Raw genomic sequence first — 18,266 nt, 5'->3', positions numbered from 1 at the left:
GTCCAGACGGGACCCGAGGCGGGACCCGAGGCGGGACCCGAGGCGGGACCCGAGGCGGGACCCGAGGCGGGACCCGAGGCGGGACCCGAGGCGGGACCCGAGACTGGACCCTGGGCGGGACCGGGACGGAACCCGACACGGAACCAACGGGACGAAGGTGGAGGTGATCCGGGTGCGGCGCTGGTTGCCGGGCTTCGTGGCGCTGTCGGCGATCTGGGGCGCGAGCTTCGCGCTGATCAAGGTGGCGGTGGAGGCGGGGGTGCCGCCGCTGTGGGTGGCGCTGTGGCGCTGCGCCCTCGGGGCGGTCACGCTGTGGGCGATCCTCGTGCTGCGCCGCGAGCGCGTCCCCCGCGACCGCGCGCTCTGGGGGCACTCCGCCGTGGTCGCGGTGCTCCTCAACACCGTGCCGTTCACGCTGTTCTCGTTCGGCGAGACCCGGGTCAGCTCCGTCCTCGCCGGGGTGATGAACGCGACCACCCCGCTGTTCACCCTGCTGTTCGCCGTCCTCATCGTCGCCGAGGAGCGCCGCCCCGGCGCCCGTCGGCTCTCCGGACTCGCCCTCGGCTTCGTCGGCGTGCTCACCGTGCTCGGGGTCTGGCGCGGCATCGGCTCCGGCGAGGCCGCCGGCGGCCTCGCCTGCCTGGCCGCGGCCTGCTGCTACGGCGCGGGCTTCACCTACCTGCGCCGCTTCCTCTCCGGCCGGCCGGAGTCGGTGGTCACCCTCTCAGCCGTCCAGATCGCCTGCGCCACCGCCGAGCTGGCCGCCGTCGCGCCGTTCGCCGCGGGCGCCCCGCACTGGCCGGGGGCGGGCGCGGCCGGAGCCCTGCTGGTGCTGGGTGCGGTCGGCACCGGCCTCGCGTACCTGCTCAACCTCGGGCTGGTCCGCACGGCCGGCACCGCGGTGGCCTCCGCCGTCACCTACGTCATGCCGCTGTGGTCCACGGCCCTCGGCGCGGCCTTCCTCGCCGAGCCCGTCGGCTGGAACGCCCTGGCCGGCGGCGTCCTGGTGATCGCCGCCGTCGCCCTGACCCGCCCCCGGCCCGCACTCCGCCCGGCCGGCTCCGCCGTCTCCACGCCTGACGCCCCGAGGCCTGGTCAGAGGGTTCGTTAGAGTGACCGGGTGAACGAGGAGGAGCAGCAGCCGACGGCCGTCTGGGCCGCGCTGCGAGCCCACCCGCTGCACTTCCCCGTCACCCCGTGGGTGCCGCGCTGCTGGGCCTACCTGCTCGGCGGCGCGCTGCTCGGCCCGCTGCTGCTGGCCGCCCTGACGGTGCTGCTGGTGCTCGGTCTGGGTCTGTCCGTGGTCGGGGTCGGGCTGCCGGTCCTCCTCGCCCTGGCCCTCGCGGGCATTCCCGCCGCCGCCCTCGAACGCCGACGGCTGCGGCTGGTCGAGCCGGCACCGCTGCCCGACCCGCACCGCCCGCTGCCCGGCGCCGGCCGCCGCGCCCGGCTGCGGACCCGCCTGCGCGAGCGCGCCACCTGGCGCGAACTGGCCCACACCGCGCTCACCGCCACGGCCCTCGCCGCCGCCGCGCTCGGCTTCAGCGCCGCGCTGCTGTTCTCCGGTGCCCTGGTCGCCTCCCCGGTGATCGTCTGGGCGCTGGCTCCCGAAACCGTCATGATCATTCCCGGCAGGGCGGTGTCCGGGCCGCTCGCCGCCCTGCCGTTCAGCGCCGCCGGGCTCGCCGGGCTCCTCCTCTGCGCCTACGCCGGGGCCCTGCTGACCGCCGCCCAGGTGGCCCTCGCCCGCCTCCTGCTCGGGCCCCGCGAGGAGGACACCGGCCGACAGGTCCTCGAACTCACCCGCTCCCGGGCCCGGCTCGCCGACGCCTTCGAAGCCGAACGCCGCCGCATCGAACGCGACCTGCACGACGGCGCCCAACAGCAGCTCGTCGCGCTCAGCATGACCCTCGGCCTCGCCGACCACGCGCTGCGCGACGGCAGCGCCCAGTCCGGCGACCGGGCCACCGCCCTGGTCGCCCGGGCCCGCGGCGAAGCCCGGCAGGCCCTGGAACAACTGCGCGGCCTGGTCCGCGGCATCCACCCCCAGGTGCTCACCGACCACGGCCTCGCCGCCGCCGTCGCCGAGGTCGCGCTGCGCCACCCCATCCCGGTCCGGTCCGACTTCGACCTCCCCGGCCGGCTGCCCGCCCCCGTCGAGACCACCGCCTACTTCACCGTCACCGAAGCGCTCACCAACGCCGCCAAGCACAGCGGCGCCGCCGCGATCACCGTCAGCGGGCGCATCGCCGACGGCCGGCTGGTGCTCCAGGTGACCGACGACGGCCACGGCGGGGCGGACCCGGCCGCCGGGGCCGGACTGCGCGGACTCGCCGACCGGGTGGCACTCCTGAAAGGACGGCTCATGGTGACCAGCCCGACGGGCGGCCCGACCACGCTGCGGCTGGAGGTCCCGTGCTCCGGATCGTGATCGCCGAGGACGCCGTCCTGCTGCGCGCCGGACTCGTCGAACTCCTCACCCTCGGCGGCCACCGGGTGACCGCCGCCGTCGGCGACGCCCGCGCCCTCGCCGCCGCCGTCGACACCGAACGGCCCGACGCCGTCATCACCGACGTCCGGATGCCGCCCGACTTCTCCGACGAGGGCCTGCGCGCCGCCCTCGACCTGCGCGAACACCACCCGGGCCTGCCCGTCCTGGTGCTCTCCCAGTACGTCGCCACCCCGTACGCCACGCGCCTGCTCGCCGCCGCCGGCGCCCAACCCGCCGGCCTCGGCTACCTCCTGAAGGACCGCGTCGGCGACGTCGCCGACTTCCTCGACGCCCTGCGCCGGGTCGCCGCCGGCGAGACCGTCATCGACCCCGACGTGGTCCGCGTCCTGCTGCGCCAGCAGTCCGCCGACCGCCCCCTCACCCGCCTGACCCCCCGCGAACGCGAAGTCCTCGCCCTCATGGCCGAGGGCCTCAACAACCAGGCCATCGCCACCCGGCTCACCATCACCGAGGCCTCGGTGGTCAAACACTGCGGCAACATCTTCATGAAGCTCGACCTCGACCCCACCGAAGGCAACCGCCGCGTCCTCGCCGTCCTGGCCCACCTCCGGGAGGCGTAGGGCGGGTCCGACAACAGGCTCGGGTCCGACAACAGGCGTCGGTGGCTCAGCGCAGACCGAGACAGGGCAGCCAGGCCCGTGAGGCGTCGTGGCCTGCGGTGAGCAGGGCGCACAGCGGGCCGGCCGCGCCCCCGAGCAGGCCCATCCCCTCCGCGCCCAGGGCCTCCACCTCGGGCAGGCGGGCCCTGAGGTGGGCGAGCAGACGGGCCTTCAGCGCGGTCGCGGCGGGCAGGCCGGCGTGGTGGGCGAAGGCGTCGGCCACCGCCAGCACGCCCGAGGCGCCGTGGCACAGGGCCAGCAGGTCGCTCGCGCGGTCGCCGAAGAGGTGGAACCGGTCGTCGTACCGTTCGGCGAGCGTGCTGAAGGCCGCTGCGGCCCAGGTGGCCGCCTCCCGGTCGCCCGTCGCGTCGGCCGCGTCCCACAGCGCCCAGGACACTCCGGGGGTGCCGTAGCACCAGGCCTGGCGGGCGCGCGCTCCGGCGGGCGGCGGGCCGTCGAGCCCGGCGCCGTCCCAGGTGCGGATGGAGCGGGCGTCGTCGAAGGACTGCCGCATCAGCCACCCGGTCGCGCGGCGCAGGGCGGGCGTCAGGTCGGGGTGCGGTCCGAGGTGGCGTACGGCTGCGGTGAGTGCGACGACGACTCCTGCGGCGCCGTGGCCCGTGCCGGTGTTGATCCGTCCGTCGAGCCAGCCCAGGTGCGGGTGGCCGGCGTACTGCCCCGTCCGCAGCCGGGGCAGCTCGTCGGCGTCGCACAGCCGGGCCAGGTGGTCGGCGTACGGGCCGAGTTGGGCCGGTGTCGGGCGGGTGCCCGTGCTCAGGGCGAGCAGGGTGCCGGAGGGGCCGACGATGAGGTCGTAGTCCGGGAAGGCGACCTGTTCGCAGCGCCAGGTGAGGGCCGGCGCGGTGCGGACCAGGTGGTCGCGGAGCCGGTCGGCGACCGGATGCAGCCCCGGGAGCACCCGGGCTCCCAGCCGCAGGCCCGCCAGCGTTCCGGCCAGTCCGCCGTCGTACAGCCCGCAGTGGCCCGGCCCCTGGCCGGCGGTGCGGGCCCACACCGCCACGGCACGGGCCGCGGACCGTTCGGCCTCCGGCCCCCCGGTGGTGTGCAGCAGGGCGGCCAGGACGGGGATGCCCGGATCGGAGGGGTGCTCGGCGACCGCCGGGCTCTCGCGGGGCCGGGCGGACCAGGCGTCGAGGAGCCGGACGGCGAGTCCGGTGACGGCGGTGCCGGTGTCCTCGGCGTTCGCGGTGTGCTGCGGCACGGTGGCTCCGTAAGGTGTTTGTCGGCCCAGGAGGGCCGGATGTGGCTAACGGTGTCTTGCCAGTTGTGGCTCCCGAGGAGTGGCCGTCCGGCTCTCCGGGGCGCCCTGGCCGCTGATTGAGATGTGCGCGCCATGTGCGGTCGCTGTTTACGGAGACGACGGCGGGGTGTTCCTCGGGCCAATGGGATGCTGACGGGTTCGAGGAGGGGCGAGTGAGTGAGCGAAGGGCCCATGTCTGGACGGGTGTTGACGCCGGGAAGGGTCACCACTGGGCGGCCGTGGTCGACGAGACCGGTGCCACGCTGTGGTCGAAGAAGGTCGACAACGACGAGACGGCGATCCTGACCGCGCTCGGTGAGATCCTCGACCTGGCCGACGAAGTGCACTGGGCGGTGGACATCTGCGGCACGTCCTCCGCGCTCCTGCTCGCCCTGCTCGCGGCCCACGGCCAGCAGGCCGTCTATGTGCCAGGACGGACCGTCAACCGCATGGCTGGCGCCTACCGGGGCGAGGCGAAGACCGATGCCCGCGACGCCTACGTCATCGCCGAAACCGCCCGCCAGCGGCGGGACTTCACCGCGATCGACGTGCCCGCCCAGCTCGCCGCCGACCTCGCGCTGCTGACCGCCCACCGCTCGGATCTGGTCGCCGACCGCGTTCGGATGATCAACCGGATGCGTGACGTTCTGACCGGCATCTTCCCCGCCCTGGAGCGGGCCTTCGACTACTCCGCCCACAAGGGCGCCCTGGTCCTGCTGACCGGCTACCAGACCCCGGCCGCCCTGCGCCGCCGCGGCCGGGCCCGCCTGACGGCCTGGCTCGCCAACCGGAGCGTCCGCAACGCCGACGCGGTCGCGGCCACCGCGCTGGAGGCCGCCGACGTCCAGCGCACCGTGCTGCCCGGCGAGGACGTCGCCGCAGCGATCGTCGCCGACCTCGCCGCGCAGATCCTGGCCCTGGACGACCGGCTGAAGCGGATCGACAAGCAGATCCGCGACACCTTCCACACCCACCCGCAGGCCGAGATCATCGAGTCCCTGCCCGGCATCGGGCCGATACTCGGCGCCGAGCTCGTCGTCGCCGCCGGCGACCTGGCGGCCTACGCGGACGCCGGCCACCTCGCCTCGGCAGCCGGGCTCGTGCCTGTCCCACGCGACTCCGGACGCCGAACCGGCAACATGCACCGGCCCAAGCGCTACAGCCGCCGTCTGCGCAGGGTGTTCTACCTGTCCGCGCAGACCAGCATCATCAAGGACGGACCCAACCGGGACTTCTACCTCAAGAAACGCGCCGAGGGCTGCAAGCACGTCCAGGCGGTCATCGCACTCGCCCGCCGCCGGGTCAGCGTCCTGTGGGCGCTCCTGCGCGACAACCGGGTCTTCACCCCCGATCCGGTCGCGCAGGCGGCTTGACTCACTCATTGAGGCTCCTCGGGAACGACGGGTCGGCACTCCGCCCGGCCTGGAGGGGCCGGGCGGAGTGCCGGTGGTGGCGGCCGTCAGGGGCCGCTGTCCGGGTGGCCGTCCGAGGGCGTGCCCTCGGACGGCCTGACGGGAGATCAGCAGAACACGCCGCTACAGAGCAGCACCGTGTCGCAGATCAGGACGGTGCAGACGCCGCTGCAGCCGCCGCTGCTGGCCTCGGGGGTCGGCAGGGTGGTCTCGGTGATGCGCGCGTCCAGGTCGCCGATGAGGGCGTCGAGGTCGGTGAGCGCCGTGATGTCGGGCATGGTTGTCCTCCTTCAGGAGCGGTGATGGGTGGAGACCGCCCCGGTGGCCCGCCCGCGAGGGGCGGGCGCACCGGGGACGTCGGGTTCGCCGCGCAGTGCGGCGGCGGCGGGCTCCGCGAGTTCCTCGGCGCCCTGGTCGAACGGAAGTCTGAGCAGCAGTTGGGCGGCGACGGCGGCACCGCCGTGCACGGGGTCGTGGAGCAGCAGGCCGCCCGGGTCGGGAAGCATCTCCTCGACCAGCAGGTCCGCACCGGGGTGGCGCGCGCAGATCCGCTCCAGCAGGGCGACGGCGGTCAGCGCCGCGAAGTCCACGGGCACCGGTTTCGGCTGGGGTACGGCCCGGACGAACGCGAAGCGCGGCAGTCCGGCGGAGCGCCCGAGGGCGGCGAGGGCGCGCACCTTGGTCAGGTCGCCGTCGCCGGGCCGCCACAGCTGGGCCGGCGGCACGCGCCAGACCGCGGGGCTGATGACCAGGGCGCCGCCGCCGACGGTCACCCGGGGCAGTCGGTCCGTGTCGGGGAACGCCTCGGCCAGGCCGTCCAGGCGGATCAGGCGCGAGCCCGCCGGGTGGCCGGCGGCCAGCAGCAGCCGGACCAGGACGTCGTACGGGGGCAGGGGCGTACGGGTGGCGTGGTGGACGGGCAGCAGCCGGCACCCGTCGGCCTCGGCGATGATCCGCGGGCCGACCCGTCGCAGGGTGATGCGCTCCAGCGGCAGGTAGCGGGCCGTCAGGCCGTCCGCTCCCTGGTACGGCAGGGGATCGGGATCGCCCGTCCACCAGCCGGTGATGACCGGCCGCCGTACGGCGTTGGCGGCGCGTCCGGCCAGCGGCGGCACCAGCAGTTCGACGAAGCGGGCCCCGGACAGCCGCTCGACGGAGGCGAGGAAGGCCCGGTAGCTCCGCAGGTTGTCGTAGCCGCCGTGCAGGGTGTGGAGCGCGTCGGCGAACCGGGCGTCCAGCACGCCCGCCGGTGAGGCGGTCTCCAGTACCGCGACCGGTCCGGGGTCCGGCAGCGGACGCAGCAGGCAGTCCAGGGGCCAGGGCGGCAGCGCGGTCGCGGCCGGGGGCGCCCCGAGGGTGTCCAGCAGGTCGTCGTCCAGGTCCACCGGTCCGCTGCCGGCCCGGGCGGACAGGTGGGCCAGCAGCCCGGCGTAGCCGGACCCGGAGGTCTCGGCGGGGTGCCAGCCCGCGTACCGGCGCGGGGGCTGAGGCGGCGGCGGGCAGCTGCCGTCGGGCAGGTGGCGCGCGAGGATCTCGCCGAGCGGGCACGGCCGTTCGGTGAGCTCCGCGAGCTCGGTCGGCAGCCGGTGCGGGTCCGGCCCCGCGAGCCGGTCGGCCTCCCGCAGCCACGCCACGCGGGCGGCGGTGCCGAGGCCCTGCTGCACCTGGCGGGCGGCCGCTCCGGAGACGGCCGAGGCTATGGTGCGGTAGGAGTCGGTGAACCACGGCCGGGAGTCGTCGGCGGGGGCGGCGGAGCCGGTGGTGCGGAGCGCCGACGCGGGTGCGGGTGCGGGGGCGGGTATGGGCGCGGGTGCGGCGGAATCGGCGCTCGGTGCAGGTGTCGGAGGAGGCGCCGGTTGCGGAAGGGTGCCGCGCGCGTGGACGTCCTCGGCGGCGAGCCAGCCCGTGGTGCGGCGGCGCGGGGCCGCGCAGGCCTGGAGCACGCCGAGTCCGAGCAGGTGCGCGAGGAAGCCGCGCAGCACCGTGGGGGCGGAAGCCGCCGCCCCGGCCGCCGCTGCGACGGTCGTCGCCGTGCCCAGCAGAGCCGCTTCGAGGTCGCCCAACGGGCGAGGGCCGCCGGCCAGTTGAGCCAGCACGTGATCCAGGGGGAGGGAGCGCCGCAGGTCGACCTGCCGCAACCGGCCCCGGTCGTGCGGGTCGGTCACCCAGCAGCGCAGGACGCCGGCGCCCGGTGCGGTGCCCGCCGGCTGGGGGAAGTGCAGCGGAGCCAGGGCCAGCACCGTGGCCGGGTCCGCCGCCCGCAGGTCCAGGGCGCCGAGCCGGGCCCGCACCCCGTGGACGTTCTCCACGGCCTGGGCCGCCACCTCGCCGAGGGTCGTGCCCGGCGGGACGAGCCGCAGCAGGGTGCCGTCGGCCCCGCCGCCGTTCCCGTCATCGTTCCCGCCGCCGTTCCCGCCGCCGTTCGCGCCCGTCGGGGTGACCGGCAGCAGGATGACCTGGCCGACCCAGCCGCGCGGGGTGGTCTTCGCCGCGGCCCGACCGAGCGCCCGCCACACGTATGCCGCCCGTTTGCGCAGCCGCTTCCCGCTCCAGGACTCGCCCGCGGCCAGCCGGCCGGCCACGTCTGCGGCCGCTCCGGGCTCCACCTCGTCCAGGAAGGCCCGCATGACGGGCGACGCGCACACCAGGGACCAGCCCAGGGCGCCCACGCGCTCGCGCTCGGCCGCCACCGCGGCCTCCAGCCGCCGCAGGGCGACGGCCGCCGACTCGGCCTCGCCGGACAGCCGTGCGGCGTCCGCGACGAGGCCGCCGGCGGCGGGCAGCCGCCCCAGCAGCCCGCAGTCGGCCGGGCCCGGTGCGGCGCCGGAGTGCAGCCGACGGCGCACGGCCAGCACGGCGCGGCGGTCGGCGGCGGTGAGGGCGGGGTGCGGCACGACCACGATGCCCAGCTGCTCGGCCAGTCGGCGGGCGTGCTCCGCCCGCCGTTCGTCCCGTCGGGCGTGGTCGGCGACCTGTGCGAACAGCTCCGGGTTGCCCGCCGCCGCCCACGCTGCCAAGGGCATGCCGGCCACGCGGAGCAGCGCCGCAGCGCCCAGTTCCCGGTCCTCGTCCACGTCAGGACCTCCCGTCACCGGTGAGCGCGTGGGTCAGCAGGCTCTGCCGGGCCAGGGAGAACCGCCCCCGGTTCCAGTGGAAGACGACGTAGTGGGCGGCGGCGCGGCGCGGGCCGATCACCGCTTCACCGGACTCGAAGTAGCCGGTGCGCCAGCCCTCGGCGGCCCGGCGCACGGCGTCCCCGTGCACCTCGACCGCCGCCCGCCGTTGCGGCGGCAGCGGATCGAGCAGGCTCCGTCCGCCGGCTCGCCAGGCCGCGAGGATGCCCGCGGCGGCGCGCCGGGTGTCCTCGTCGGGCTCGGTGCCCAGCCTGCGGCCGGCGTCGTCCTGGAGCACCTGCCAGACCCCGCGGTGCTCCCAGCCGACGATGCCGAGGCCGTCGAGGAGTTCACCGAGGAGGTACAGGGACAACCGCCAGTCCGCGACCGCCTCCGGTCGGCCCGGTGCCGCGACGGTGTCGTGGTGATCGAGCCAGGCCAGGGAATCCACCGTGAACAGGTCGTGGACGTGCCGCATCGATCGCGGGCCGCCGAAGAGGTAGGTCTCCGGCTCGTACCGCCCGCACAGCGGCGGTTGCGGCTGTCCGTCCACCGCGCAGAAGCGGCGCGTCAGTTCCTCGCGCAGTGCCCCGACATCGGACCGGCCCGCCTCGAACCGGACCCGCAGGCCGGGCGGTTTGTGCATGAAGAAGAAGGAGCGCGCCGCGCCGGCGGAGATCAGGTCGCGGGCCGTGTCCGCGACGGCGCGGTACGTCCGGTGCCAAGTGGCCGGGCCCGGCGCGAGGTTGATCTGCACCCAGCCGTCCTCGGGCCGGTCGTCGCGCAGCGCGGACAGCCCGGCCGTCAGGAACGCGCGGCGCGCGGCCTCGTACTCGGGGCCCGCGGAATCGACCGGTACCGTTCCCCACGGAATGTCGCGAGCGTCCCGGAGGCAGTCGGCCAGCAATCGTTCGACCTCCACCATGGTGCCCACCTCCTCGTGATTCCGGCTCTACTCCTGGGGTTTCCACCATTCGGTCGGATTGAAAAACGGAAGGCAAATATTCATATGATGAAAAAGGGTGCGCCCGCTGCGCGTACGGGACTTCGCGCGCTGAAGGCGCATCCTGCGGGCGGATTCTGAAGCCTTCGCCCCCCCTGACTCGATGATCGCCCGCATGTTGGTGAGTGGGTGTCACTTCTGCTCGAACTCCCATTGAAAAAAACGGCGTTGGCGGGTCCGAAAGTGTCAGGGGAGCTCGGCGGGAGCGCCGGTGACGGACCGGGTGGGGTCGAGCAGGTGGGCGAGGCGGTGGGCGGAGGCGGTCCAGGACCAGTGGGTGGCGGCCCAGTCGCGGCCGGCGGCGCCCATCCGGGCGCGGTCCGCCGGCGGGGCGAGGAGGAGGCGGGTGAGGGCGGCGGCCACGTCGGCCGGGTCGCGCCCGTCGACGACGGTGCCGGTGACGCCGTCGAGGACGGCGTCGGGGGCGCCGCCGGAGCGGCCGGCGACGACGGGCAGGGCGGCGGCGGCCGCTTCCAGGTAGACGATGCCGAGGCCTTCGGCTTCGAGGCCGGCCCGGCGGGTGCGGCACGGCATGGCGAAGACGTCGGCCTCGGCGTAGTGGGCGGCGGTGGCCGCGTGGTCGAGACCGCCGGCGAATTCGACGCTGCCGGGCTCGGTGCACCGGTGGGCGAGCGCGCGCAGACGGTCCTCGTACGGGCCCTGGCCGACGAGGACGAGGACGGCGCCGGGGACGGCCCGGCGGATCGCCGGCAGGGCCCGGATCAGGACGTCCTGCCCCTTGCGCGGGACGAGCCGGGCGACGCAGAGGATCACCGGCCCGGTGCGGGCCCGCCGGGCGCCCTCGGCACCGGGCCGGAAGCGGTCCGGGTCCACGCCGGGGACGAGGCGCGCCAGCCGGGCGTCCGGGCCGAGGGCGGGGGCGATCCGGGCGCGGGTGTACTCGCCGAGGTAGGTGACGACGTCGACGCTGCGGCCTATCCGGCGCAGCAGGCGGCGGGCGCCGGGGGTGCGGGCCCACCAGATCTCGTGGCCGTGGGTGGTGGCGACGGTGCGGCGGATGCCGTCGGCCTGGCGGAGCAGGCCGGGGGTCATCGCGGCGAGCGGGGCGGCGGCGCCGAACCAGACCCGGTCGCAGCCGTGGGCACGGGCGATCTCGGCGGCGCGGCGGGTGGCCCGGGCGGTGGGCAGCAGGGTGCGGGCCCGGTCGCGGATCACCGGGAAGGGGAGAGCGGCGTCGTGCCGATCGGCGCCCGGTTCGGCGGAGGTGTAGACCACGACGTCGGAGTGGGGCAGCCGGGTGGCCAGGGCGTGGACGAAGGTTTCGATGCCGCCTTGGCGGGGCGGGAAGTCGTTGGTGACGATGAGTGTGCTGCCCATGGGCGGGTGGGACCTCGGTTCGGTGTCGGAGAAGCGGCCGGGGAAGGGATCGGAGAAGGCGTCGGAGAGGGGTTCGGAGCGGGGGAGACGGGGAGGGCCGGCGGGAGGACCCGGGCGAGCAGGACGAGGAGGACCGGCAGCGCGAGGTAGCCGAACCGCCCGGCGGGGGCGAGCAGGAAGGCCAGGGCGAGCCCGAGGGCGAGCCGGTCGGCGGCGTCCGCCGCGTGCCGGGGCGGGTGGGTGAGCAGGGAGGCCGCGAGGGCGGCTGCGGCGAGCAGCAGCAGGCCGACGGCCGCGTACCAGCCGGGCGGGCCGAGGTCGGCGAGCAGCCGTCCGGGCAGCGGGCTGGCGGCGGGGGTGGGCAGGTCGCCGCGGCCGGTGGGGAAGGCGAACACCTGGTGGAGCATCGGCCCGGGCGAGCGCAGGGCGCCGGGCAGGACGAGCAGGGCCGTGCCGCCCACCGCGACGGCGGCGGCGCGCAGGGCGGGGCGCCGTCCGGCGGTGGCGGCGAGCAGCGCGGTGACCACGGCGACGGCCGGCCAGGCCGTCCACTTGAGCGAGCAGGCGGCGGCGAGGGCCAGTCCGGCGGGGGCGGGGCGCCGTCGGGCGGCGAGGGTGAGGGCGAGCCAGCAGAGGCCGGTCATCGGCAGGTCGACGCCGCTGACGCAGAGCGGCAGCGCGACGACGGGCGAGGCGGTCAGTGCGGCGAGGGCGGTCCGCCGCCCGGCGGGCGCGGAGCGCGGCAGGCAGGCGAGGAACGCGGCCGCGCACCAGAGCCGTGCGTCGCCCGCCACCCGGGCGAGCGGCAGACCGCCGAGTGACAGGCCGCCGAGTGACAGGCCGTCGAGCGGCAGCCCGTCGAGCAGGGCCCGGGGGAGTCCGAGGATCGCCATCCCGGGCAGGTACGGGGTGTACTCGGCCACCGTCCGGGGCTCGGCGAGGTACGGCGTTCCGGTGTGCAGCAGCAGGGCCCCGGAGCGTTCGATCACCCCGACCTCGCTCTGCCCCCGGCTGGTCAGCACGAGGGCGAGCAGCGGCACGGCGACGGCCCCGGTGAGTGCGAGGGCGATGGACAGCGGCCGGCCCCGGCGCGTCGGCAGGAGGGCGGCGAGCCCCGCCAGCAGGTAGCCGACGGCGGCGCAGGTGCCCCAGGTGCGGTGCGGGCCGAGGTCGGAGAGCAGCGGGAAGGCCCCGGCCCATCCGGCCGCGAGGAGCCATCCGCCGCACCACGCGGCGGCGTGTCGCCGGTCTGGGGAGTCGTGCCGATTCATCACCCGTTCATTGCATCGTCGCAGGTCAGCCTGGTCATCACGGTCAGGTCGAGTCCTCTGGTCGGGTTTCCCCTACCATCCGTCGGGGCCGTCGCCCGGCGACCTTCGTATCCGATCTGACGTTCGGTGTTCGTCGGATTACGGAAAGTGCCCGCGCTCCCGCTATCGTGTCGGCGTGGTGAGGTCGTGGGATGCGGCAGTGGAGCGGGCGCAGGACCGGCTGGCGGCGGGGCCGCGGCTGCGGGCGGTCGCCGAGGGGGACGAACGGCGGTTCGCCCTCTGGGACTTGGCGTCCCTGGTGGAAGGTGAGCTGGGGGAGCTGGTGGCCCCGGACGAGCTGACGCCGGAGGCCGAGCGCCGGTGGCGCGAGCGGCTGGGGGAGAGCGGCCGGGAGTGGCCCGGCGGCGAGCTGTACCGGCGCCGCTACTGGGTGCTGGACGAGGACGGAGCCGCGGCCGGCACGGTGGCGGTGGACAACTGGACCAAGGGACCCGGCCAACTCGCCGTCTCCTCCCTCTACTTGATCCCGGAGGCGCGTGGCCGGGGGCTGGCCGCCGGGGCGCTGGACGAGGTGTACGCGGCGTCCGCCGCGGAGGGCCTGCCCGGCTTCCGGCTGGAGGCGCACTGGGCCTGGCAGCACGCCGTCCGCTACTACCTGCGCCGCGGCCTCTGGGTGGTCGGCTGGAAGCGTTCGCTGGCCCTGGCCCGGATGCCGCAGCTCCCGCCGTACCGGGTGTGCGAGGAGGGAGGCTGGCTGCACCTGCTGGTCGCGGACCGGGGGTGGGGCTGGGTGCCGATGCTCGCTGCCGGCTGCGAGGGCCGCTGGCTGCGGCTGGACGAGACGCCCGACTACCGGGCGGCCGACGGCTGGGTGCACGAGTACGCGCGTTCGACGCTGGCGCTGCACCTGGCGCTCGCGGGCCGGCCGCTGGTGCGCGGCCCGCAGTGGTGGGCGGAGGCGTGGCGGTGGTCGGACGCCGGGGAGCCGGAGGGGCTGGCCTACAAGATCGAGCATTTCGAGCAGCTGGCCCTGGCGGCGGGCCGCCAGGTGGTCAGCCCGTACCGCCCGGCGGTGGCGGCGTCTGAAACCCCGACCCCGACCCCGCCCCCGGCACCGGCGCTGAGAGCGGAGGCCCCGGTGGCGGCGGCGCCGGGGCTGGCAGACTCGGGGGATGGCTGAGATCGAGATCGACGGCGCGCCGGCCGACCCGGCGCGGCTGGCCGCACTGGGGCTGCTGAACTACGGGCACTTCACCACCCTGCGCGCCGAGGCGGGCCGGGTCCGGGGCCTGGCGCTGCACCTGGACCGGTTGGTCCGGGACTGCCGGGTGCTGTTCGCCGCCGAGTTGGACCGGGAGGCGGTGCGGGAGCGGATCCGCGCGGTGCTGCCCGCCGACGGCGCGCCGGTGATCGTCCGGGTGACGGTGTACGACCCGGAGCTCGGCCTGGAACGCCCCGGCGCCCCGGCGGTGCCCCGGCTGCTGCCGACCACCCGCCCGGCGGCGGCAGCGGCGCCGGGCCCGCTGCGGGTGCGCACGGTCGGGTACCGGCGGGAGCTGCCGGAGGTGAAGCACGTCGGCCTGTTCGGCCTGGTCCACCACCGCAGGCGGGCCCAACTCGACGGCTACGACGATGTCCTGCTGGTGGATCCGGACGGCGGCGGGGTGGTCGAGGGCGCCACCTGGAACGTCGGCTTCCTCGACGGCCGCCGACTGGTCTGGCCGGACGGCCCGAGCCTGCCCGGGGTGACCGCCGCGCTGCTGGCCGACGCGTACGGCGGGCCGCAGTCGCGCGAGCGGGTGGACGCGTCCGGGCTGGGCCGCTTCACGGCGGCGTTCGCGGCGAACGCGGGCGTCGGCGTCCGGCCGCTGGCAGCGGTCGACGGTACGGCCTTCGACCCGGCGCACCCCGTGCTCGCCGAACTCGCCACCGCCTACGGGGAGATCACCGCCGACCCGGTGTGAGCCCGCCCGGCGCGGGCCCGCAGGCCCCCGGAGGGGGGTGGGGATATCCCCACCCCCGGTCCGCCAGCGGCCTCCATGGTCCGCCGGCCTGGCCTTTTCTAGCGTGGAACCCGTCGACGACCACCGACGATCCCCGAGGGAAGGCCCACCCATGGCACGCCGCCACGACCGCCCATCGACCGAGCCGTACGCCGCCGGACCGTACGCCGCCGGCCCGTACGCGACGGGGGCGTACGGCGGCGGCCCGTACCCCGAGCAGGGCGCCCGTCCGGCGATCGAGCTGCGCGGGGTGCGCCGCACCTACGGCCGCGGCGGCGAGACCGTGCACGCGCTGCGCGGGATCGACCTGGCGCTGGCCCGGGGCAGCTTCACCGCCGTGATGGGCCCGTCCGGCTCCGGCAAGTCGACCTTCCTGCAGTGCGCGGCGGGCCTGGACAAGCCCGACCAGGGGGAGATCCGCCTCGGCGGCGAGGACATCACCCGGCTGAGCGAGGACCGGCTCACCAAGCTGCGCCGCAGCCGGATCGGCTTCGTCTTCCAGTCCTTCAACCTGCTGCCCTCGCTGACGGTGGAGCAGAACGTGCTGCTCCCGCAGCGGCTGGCCGGCGAGCGCCAGGACCGCGCCCGGGCCCGGGAGCTGCTGGCCCAGGTCGGCCTCGGTGAGCACGCCAAGCGGCGGCCCGGCCAGCTCTCCGGCGGCCAGCAGCAGCGGGTGGCGATCGCCCGCGCGCTGATCACCGACCCGGACGTGGTGTTCGCCGACGAGCCGACCGGCGCGCTGGACACCCGCACCGCGCACGAGGTGCTGGGCCTGCTGCGGCGCGCCGTGGACGACCTGGGCGCGACGGTGGTCATGGTGACCCACGACCCGGTGGCGGCCTCGTTCGCCGACCGGGCGCTGTTCCTGGCCGGCGGCGCGCTCGTCGACGAGCTGCACCACCCGCAGGCGCAGGCCGTCGCCGACCGGATGGTCTCGCTCACCGCCCGCCCGGTGGGGGTCGCGGCGTGAACGGGCGGCGTGGACCGATCGACGAGTGGAACGGGGCAGGGGCATGAGCAACGGACTGGCGCGCGCCTCGGTGCGCTTTCGACCCGCCTCCTTCGTGGGCACCCTGGTCGCCCTGCTGCTGGGCGCCGCCGTGGTGGTGGCCTGCGGCGTGCTGCTGCAGACCGGTGTGACCGCGAGCGTCGCACCGCAGCGGTACGCGGGCGCCCCGGTGGTGGTCGCGGCCGACCCGGTGGTGCGGATCACCGCCAAGGTCGGCCGCGACACCGAGACCAGGGAGCAGACCACCCCCGAGCGGGCCCGGACGGACGCCGCCCTGGTGGGCCGGATCGCCGCACTGCCCGGGGTCGCCGCCGCCCGCCCGGACAGCGCCTTCCCGCTGCCGGCCGGCACCGGCACCCCCGCCCTGACCGGCCGGGGCTTCGCCGCGCTCGGCATCGCCGGCCCCGCCGACCAGCTGGTCGAGGGCCGTGCGCCCGGCGCCGACGAGGTGGTGCTGGACGCCGACACGGCGCGCGCCGCCCACCTCGCGCCCGGCGCGAGGCTCACCCTCACCGCCCCCGGCGGCACCGGCGACTACCGGATCTCCGGCCTGGCCGCCGCCCAACCGGCCGGCCCCACCGCCTGGTTCGCCGACGCCACCGCCGACCGCCTCTCCGGCCACCCCGGCCGGATCGACGCGATCGCCGTCCAGCCGCGCGAGGGCGTGGACCGCGCCGCGCTGGTCGCGCAGGTCCGCCAGGCCCTCGACGCCCAGGCCCTCGGCGCCAAGGCCGCGGACACCCGGGCCGCGGACGCCAAGGCCGCCGGCACCCCGGCCCTCGGCCTTGAGGCCAAGGCCGATGGCGGCGGCGCCAAGGTCTTCACCGGCGACGGCCGCGGCACCGTCGAACAGCCCGCCATCGGCGAGGCCCGCACCCTGCTGATAGGGCTCGGCGGAAGCTTCGGCGGCTACGCCACCATGACCGCGATCTTCGTCGTGATGAGCACCGTCGCCCTGGCCACCGGCCAGCGCGCCCGCGAGTTCGCCCTGCTGCGCGCCATCGGCGCCACCCCGCGGCAGATCCGCCGCACCATCGCCACCGAGGCGATGCTGGTCGCGCCGGTCGCCGGGGCGCTCGGCATCCTGCCCGGACTGGCCCTGGCCCGCTGGTGGTTCGACGAACTGACCTCGCGCGGCGCCGTGCCGCAGGGCGTGCGGCTGGACGTCGGCCCGCTGCCGATGCTCGCCGCCGTCCTCATCTGCACCCTCGCCGCGCTGACCGCCGGCTTCCTGGCCGCCCGCCGCCCCGCCAAACTGCGCCCCGGTCAGGCGCTCGGCGCGGCCGCCGTCGAACCGGGCCACCCCGGCAAGGTCCGGACCGTCATCGGGCTGCTCTTCGCCGCCGGCGGCGTGGTGGCCGCCGCCTTCGCGGCCGCCCTGGACGGCATCAACGCCGCCAACACCGCGCTCGGCGTGGTCATGTGCTTCATGCTGGCCGTCGCGTTGCTCGGCCCCTGGGTGGCGCGGGTCGCCGCCACGGTGTTCGGCGCCCCGCTGCGGGCCGGCGGCGCCCCCGGCTCGCTGGCCGCCGACAACACCCGCGCCAACGCCCGCCGGCTGGCCTCCGCGATCACCCCGATCGTGCTGGTCACCGCCTTCTGCGGCACCCTGCTGTTCCTCCAGAGCACCATCAGCCACACCACCGGCGCGAACGTGCGGGACGGCATCGTCGCCGACCACGTGATCGGCTCCACCGGCCCCGGCCTGCCCGCGGGCACCGCCGGGCGGGCCGCCAAGGTGCCCGGTGTGGACGCCGCGGTCGGCGTGCTGCGCACCGCCGCCGTGTACACCCACGACATGCAGCTCGGCTCCGCCACCGCGCTCGGCGTCGACGGCGACCCGGCCCGGCTGTCCCGGGTGCTCGACCTGGGCGTACGCAGCGGTTCGCTCGCCGACCTGGGCCGCGCCGCCGACACCGTCGCCCTGGACGCCACGCTGGCCGACGCCCTGGACGTCAAGGTCGGCGACCGGGTGCCGCTGCGGCTCGGCGACGGCACCCCGGTGCAGCCCGCCGTGGTCGCCGTCTACGACCGCGGGCTCGGCTTCGGTCAGGTGCTGCTGCCCCGGGCGGTCGTCGCCGGGCACGTCACCGCCGGGTACGACAGCCAGGTGCTGGTCGCCGACGCGCCGGGCGCCGACCGCGCGGCGGTGGCGGCCGCGCTGGCGGGCCTCGCGGGCCCCGGCGGGGCGACCGTGACCGACCGGGCCGGATTCGTCGCCCAGTCCGACAAGATGATGGAGCTGAACGCCTGGGCCAACACCGTGATGGCCGGCGTGCTCGGCGGGTTCGCCGCCGTCACCGCCGTCAACACCCTGGTGATGACCGTCCTCGACCGGCGCCGCGAGGTCGCCCTGCTCCGGCTGGCCGGCACCACCCGGCGCCAGGTGCGCGGCATGATGCGCTGGGAGGCGCTGCTGGTCGCCGCGACCGGCCTGGTGATCGGCGGGGGGATCGCCTGGGTCGCCCTCGTCCCGATCGCCCGGGGCGTCGCCAACTCCTCCCCGTACATCCCGCCGGCGCTCGCCCTGCCGCTGGCCGCCGGAGCCGTCCTGCTCTGCCTCGGCGCGACCGGGTTGCCCGCCCGGGCCCTGCTGCGCACCCGCCCGGTGGCACTGGGCGCCGCCCGGCAGTAGCGGAGGCCCGGGGGGGGGGGGGGGGGGGGGGGGGGGGGGGGGGGAGAGGGAGGGAGGGGGGGGGGGGGGGGGGGGGGGGGGGTTGTCGGTGGGGGCGGGGGGGGAGGCAC

The 18,266-nt window shown here is 76.5% G+C and carries 14 protein-coding genes; 8 read left to right on the top strand and 6 right to left on the bottom strand.

Features of this window, described 5'->3' with window-relative positions; genetic code table 11:
- Nucleotides 1-172 precede the first annotated feature (172 nt).
- Genes AC07BF_RS01575 through AC07BF_RS01565 form a run of 3 tightly spaced genes read left to right on the top strand, consistent with a single transcriptional unit; the run spans nt 173 to nt 3,072 of the window.
- Nucleotides 173-1,111: a DMT family transporter gene (locus tag AC07BF_RS01575; RefSeq protein WP_400810028.1), complete on the top strand. Its 939-nt coding sequence runs from the start codon at nt 173-175 to the stop codon at nt 1,109-1,111.
- A 9-nt stretch (nt 1,112-1,120) separates the two neighbouring features.
- A complete protein-coding gene (locus tag AC07BF_RS01570; protein WP_478332752.1) occupies nt 1,121-2,431 on the top strand; it encodes a sensor histidine kinase in 1,311 nt (436 codons plus the stop codon).
- Nucleotides 2,416-3,072: a response regulator transcription factor gene (locus AC07BF_RS01565; RefSeq protein ID WP_363632557.1), complete on the top strand. Its 657-nt coding sequence runs from the start codon at nt 2,416-2,418 to the stop codon at nt 3,070-3,072. The genes AC07BF_RS01570 and AC07BF_RS01565 overlap by 16 nt, the downstream gene beginning before the upstream one ends.
- 46 nt (nt 3,073-3,118) lie before the next feature.
- On the opposite strand, the gene AC07BF_RS01560 is transcribed toward AC07BF_RS01565, so the two are convergent.
- Nucleotides 3,119-4,333, bottom strand: a complete 1,215-nt coding sequence (locus AC07BF_RS01560; RefSeq protein WP_363588299.1) for a lanthionine synthetase LanC family protein — start codon at nt 4,331-4,333, stop codon at nt 3,119-3,121.
- 212 nt (nt 4,334-4,545) lie between these two features.
- Here AC07BF_RS01560 and AC07BF_RS01555 point away from each other — a divergent pair, with 212 nt between their 5' ends.
- Nucleotides 4,546-5,745 (top strand): IS110 family RNA-guided transposase, encoded by a 1,200-nt coding sequence (locus AC07BF_RS01555; protein WP_400811113.1) that lies wholly within the window; start codon nt 4,546-4,548, stop codon nt 5,743-5,745.
- 146 nt (nt 5,746-5,891) lie between these two features.
- On the opposite strand, the gene AC07BF_RS01550 is transcribed toward AC07BF_RS01555, so the two are convergent.
- The 5 genes from AC07BF_RS01550 to AC07BF_RS01530 all read right to left on the bottom strand — a co-directional run bounded on the left by AC07BF_RS01550 (nt 5,892) and on the right by AC07BF_RS01530 (nt 12,509).
- On the bottom strand, nt 5,892-6,062 hold the full coding sequence (locus AC07BF_RS01550) for a hypothetical protein (RefSeq protein ID WP_363588297.1): 171 nt from the start codon (nt 6,060-6,062) through the stop codon (nt 5,892-5,894).
- A gap of 12 nt (nt 6,063-6,074) precedes the next feature.
- Nucleotides 6,075-8,858 carry a lantibiotic dehydratase gene (locus AC07BF_RS01545; protein WP_478332751.1) on the bottom strand — a complete coding sequence of 928 codons (2,784 nt, stop codon included), beginning with the start codon at nt 8,856-8,858 and terminating at the stop codon, nt 6,075-6,077.
- A gap of 1 nt (nt 8,859) precedes the next feature.
- Nucleotides 8,860-9,822 carry a thiopeptide-type bacteriocin biosynthesis protein gene (locus tag AC07BF_RS01540; protein WP_478332750.1) on the bottom strand — a complete coding sequence of 321 codons (963 nt, stop codon included), beginning with the start codon at nt 9,820-9,822 and terminating at the stop codon, nt 8,860-8,862.
- Nucleotides 9,823-10,086: 264 nt separating this feature from the next.
- Entirely contained in the window at nt 10,087-11,166 is a 1,080-nt protein-coding gene (locus AC07BF_RS01535) for a glycosyltransferase family 4 protein (RefSeq protein WP_478332800.1), read from the bottom strand.
- Complete coding sequence (locus AC07BF_RS01530; protein WP_478332749.1) at nt 11,073-12,509, bottom strand: hypothetical protein; 1,437 nt, start codon at nt 12,507-12,509, stop codon at nt 11,073-11,075. The genes AC07BF_RS01535 and AC07BF_RS01530 overlap by 94 nt, the downstream gene beginning before the upstream one ends.
- Before the next feature lie 175 nt (nt 12,510-12,684).
- Here AC07BF_RS01530 and AC07BF_RS01525 point away from each other — a divergent pair, with 175 nt between their 5' ends.
- The 4 genes from AC07BF_RS01525 (at nt 12,685) to AC07BF_RS01510 (ending at nt 18,156) form a co-directional block, all read left to right on the top strand.
- Nucleotides 12,685-13,689, top strand: coding sequence for a GNAT family N-acetyltransferase (locus AC07BF_RS01525; RefSeq protein ID WP_400810020.1), 1,005 nt, complete (start codon nt 12,685-12,687; stop codon nt 13,687-13,689).
- Nucleotides 13,682-14,473 (top strand): aminotransferase class IV, encoded by a 792-nt coding sequence (locus tag AC07BF_RS01520; protein ID WP_363588286.1) that lies wholly within the window; start codon nt 13,682-13,684, stop codon nt 14,471-14,473. Before AC07BF_RS01525 ends, AC07BF_RS01520 begins: the two co-directional genes overlap by 8 nt.
- A 151-nt stretch (nt 14,474-14,624) precedes the next feature.
- Nucleotides 14,625-15,482: an ABC transporter ATP-binding protein gene (locus tag AC07BF_RS01515; protein WP_363588284.1), complete on the top strand. Its 858-nt coding sequence runs from the start codon at nt 14,625-14,627 to the stop codon at nt 15,480-15,482.
- Nucleotides 15,483-15,525: 43 nt separating this feature from the next.
- The gene (locus AC07BF_RS01510; protein ID WP_478332748.1) at nt 15,526-18,156 is read left to right on the top strand and encodes an ABC transporter permease; all 2,631 of its coding nucleotides are present in this window, start codon (nt 15,526-15,528) and stop codon (nt 18,154-18,156) included.
- The last annotated feature ends 110 nt before the right edge of the window (nt 18,157-18,266 follow it).

Source organism: Kitasatospora sp. NPDC043950 (assembly GCF_056435345.1).
This window is presented reverse-complemented; position numbering and strand designations above follow the sequence as displayed.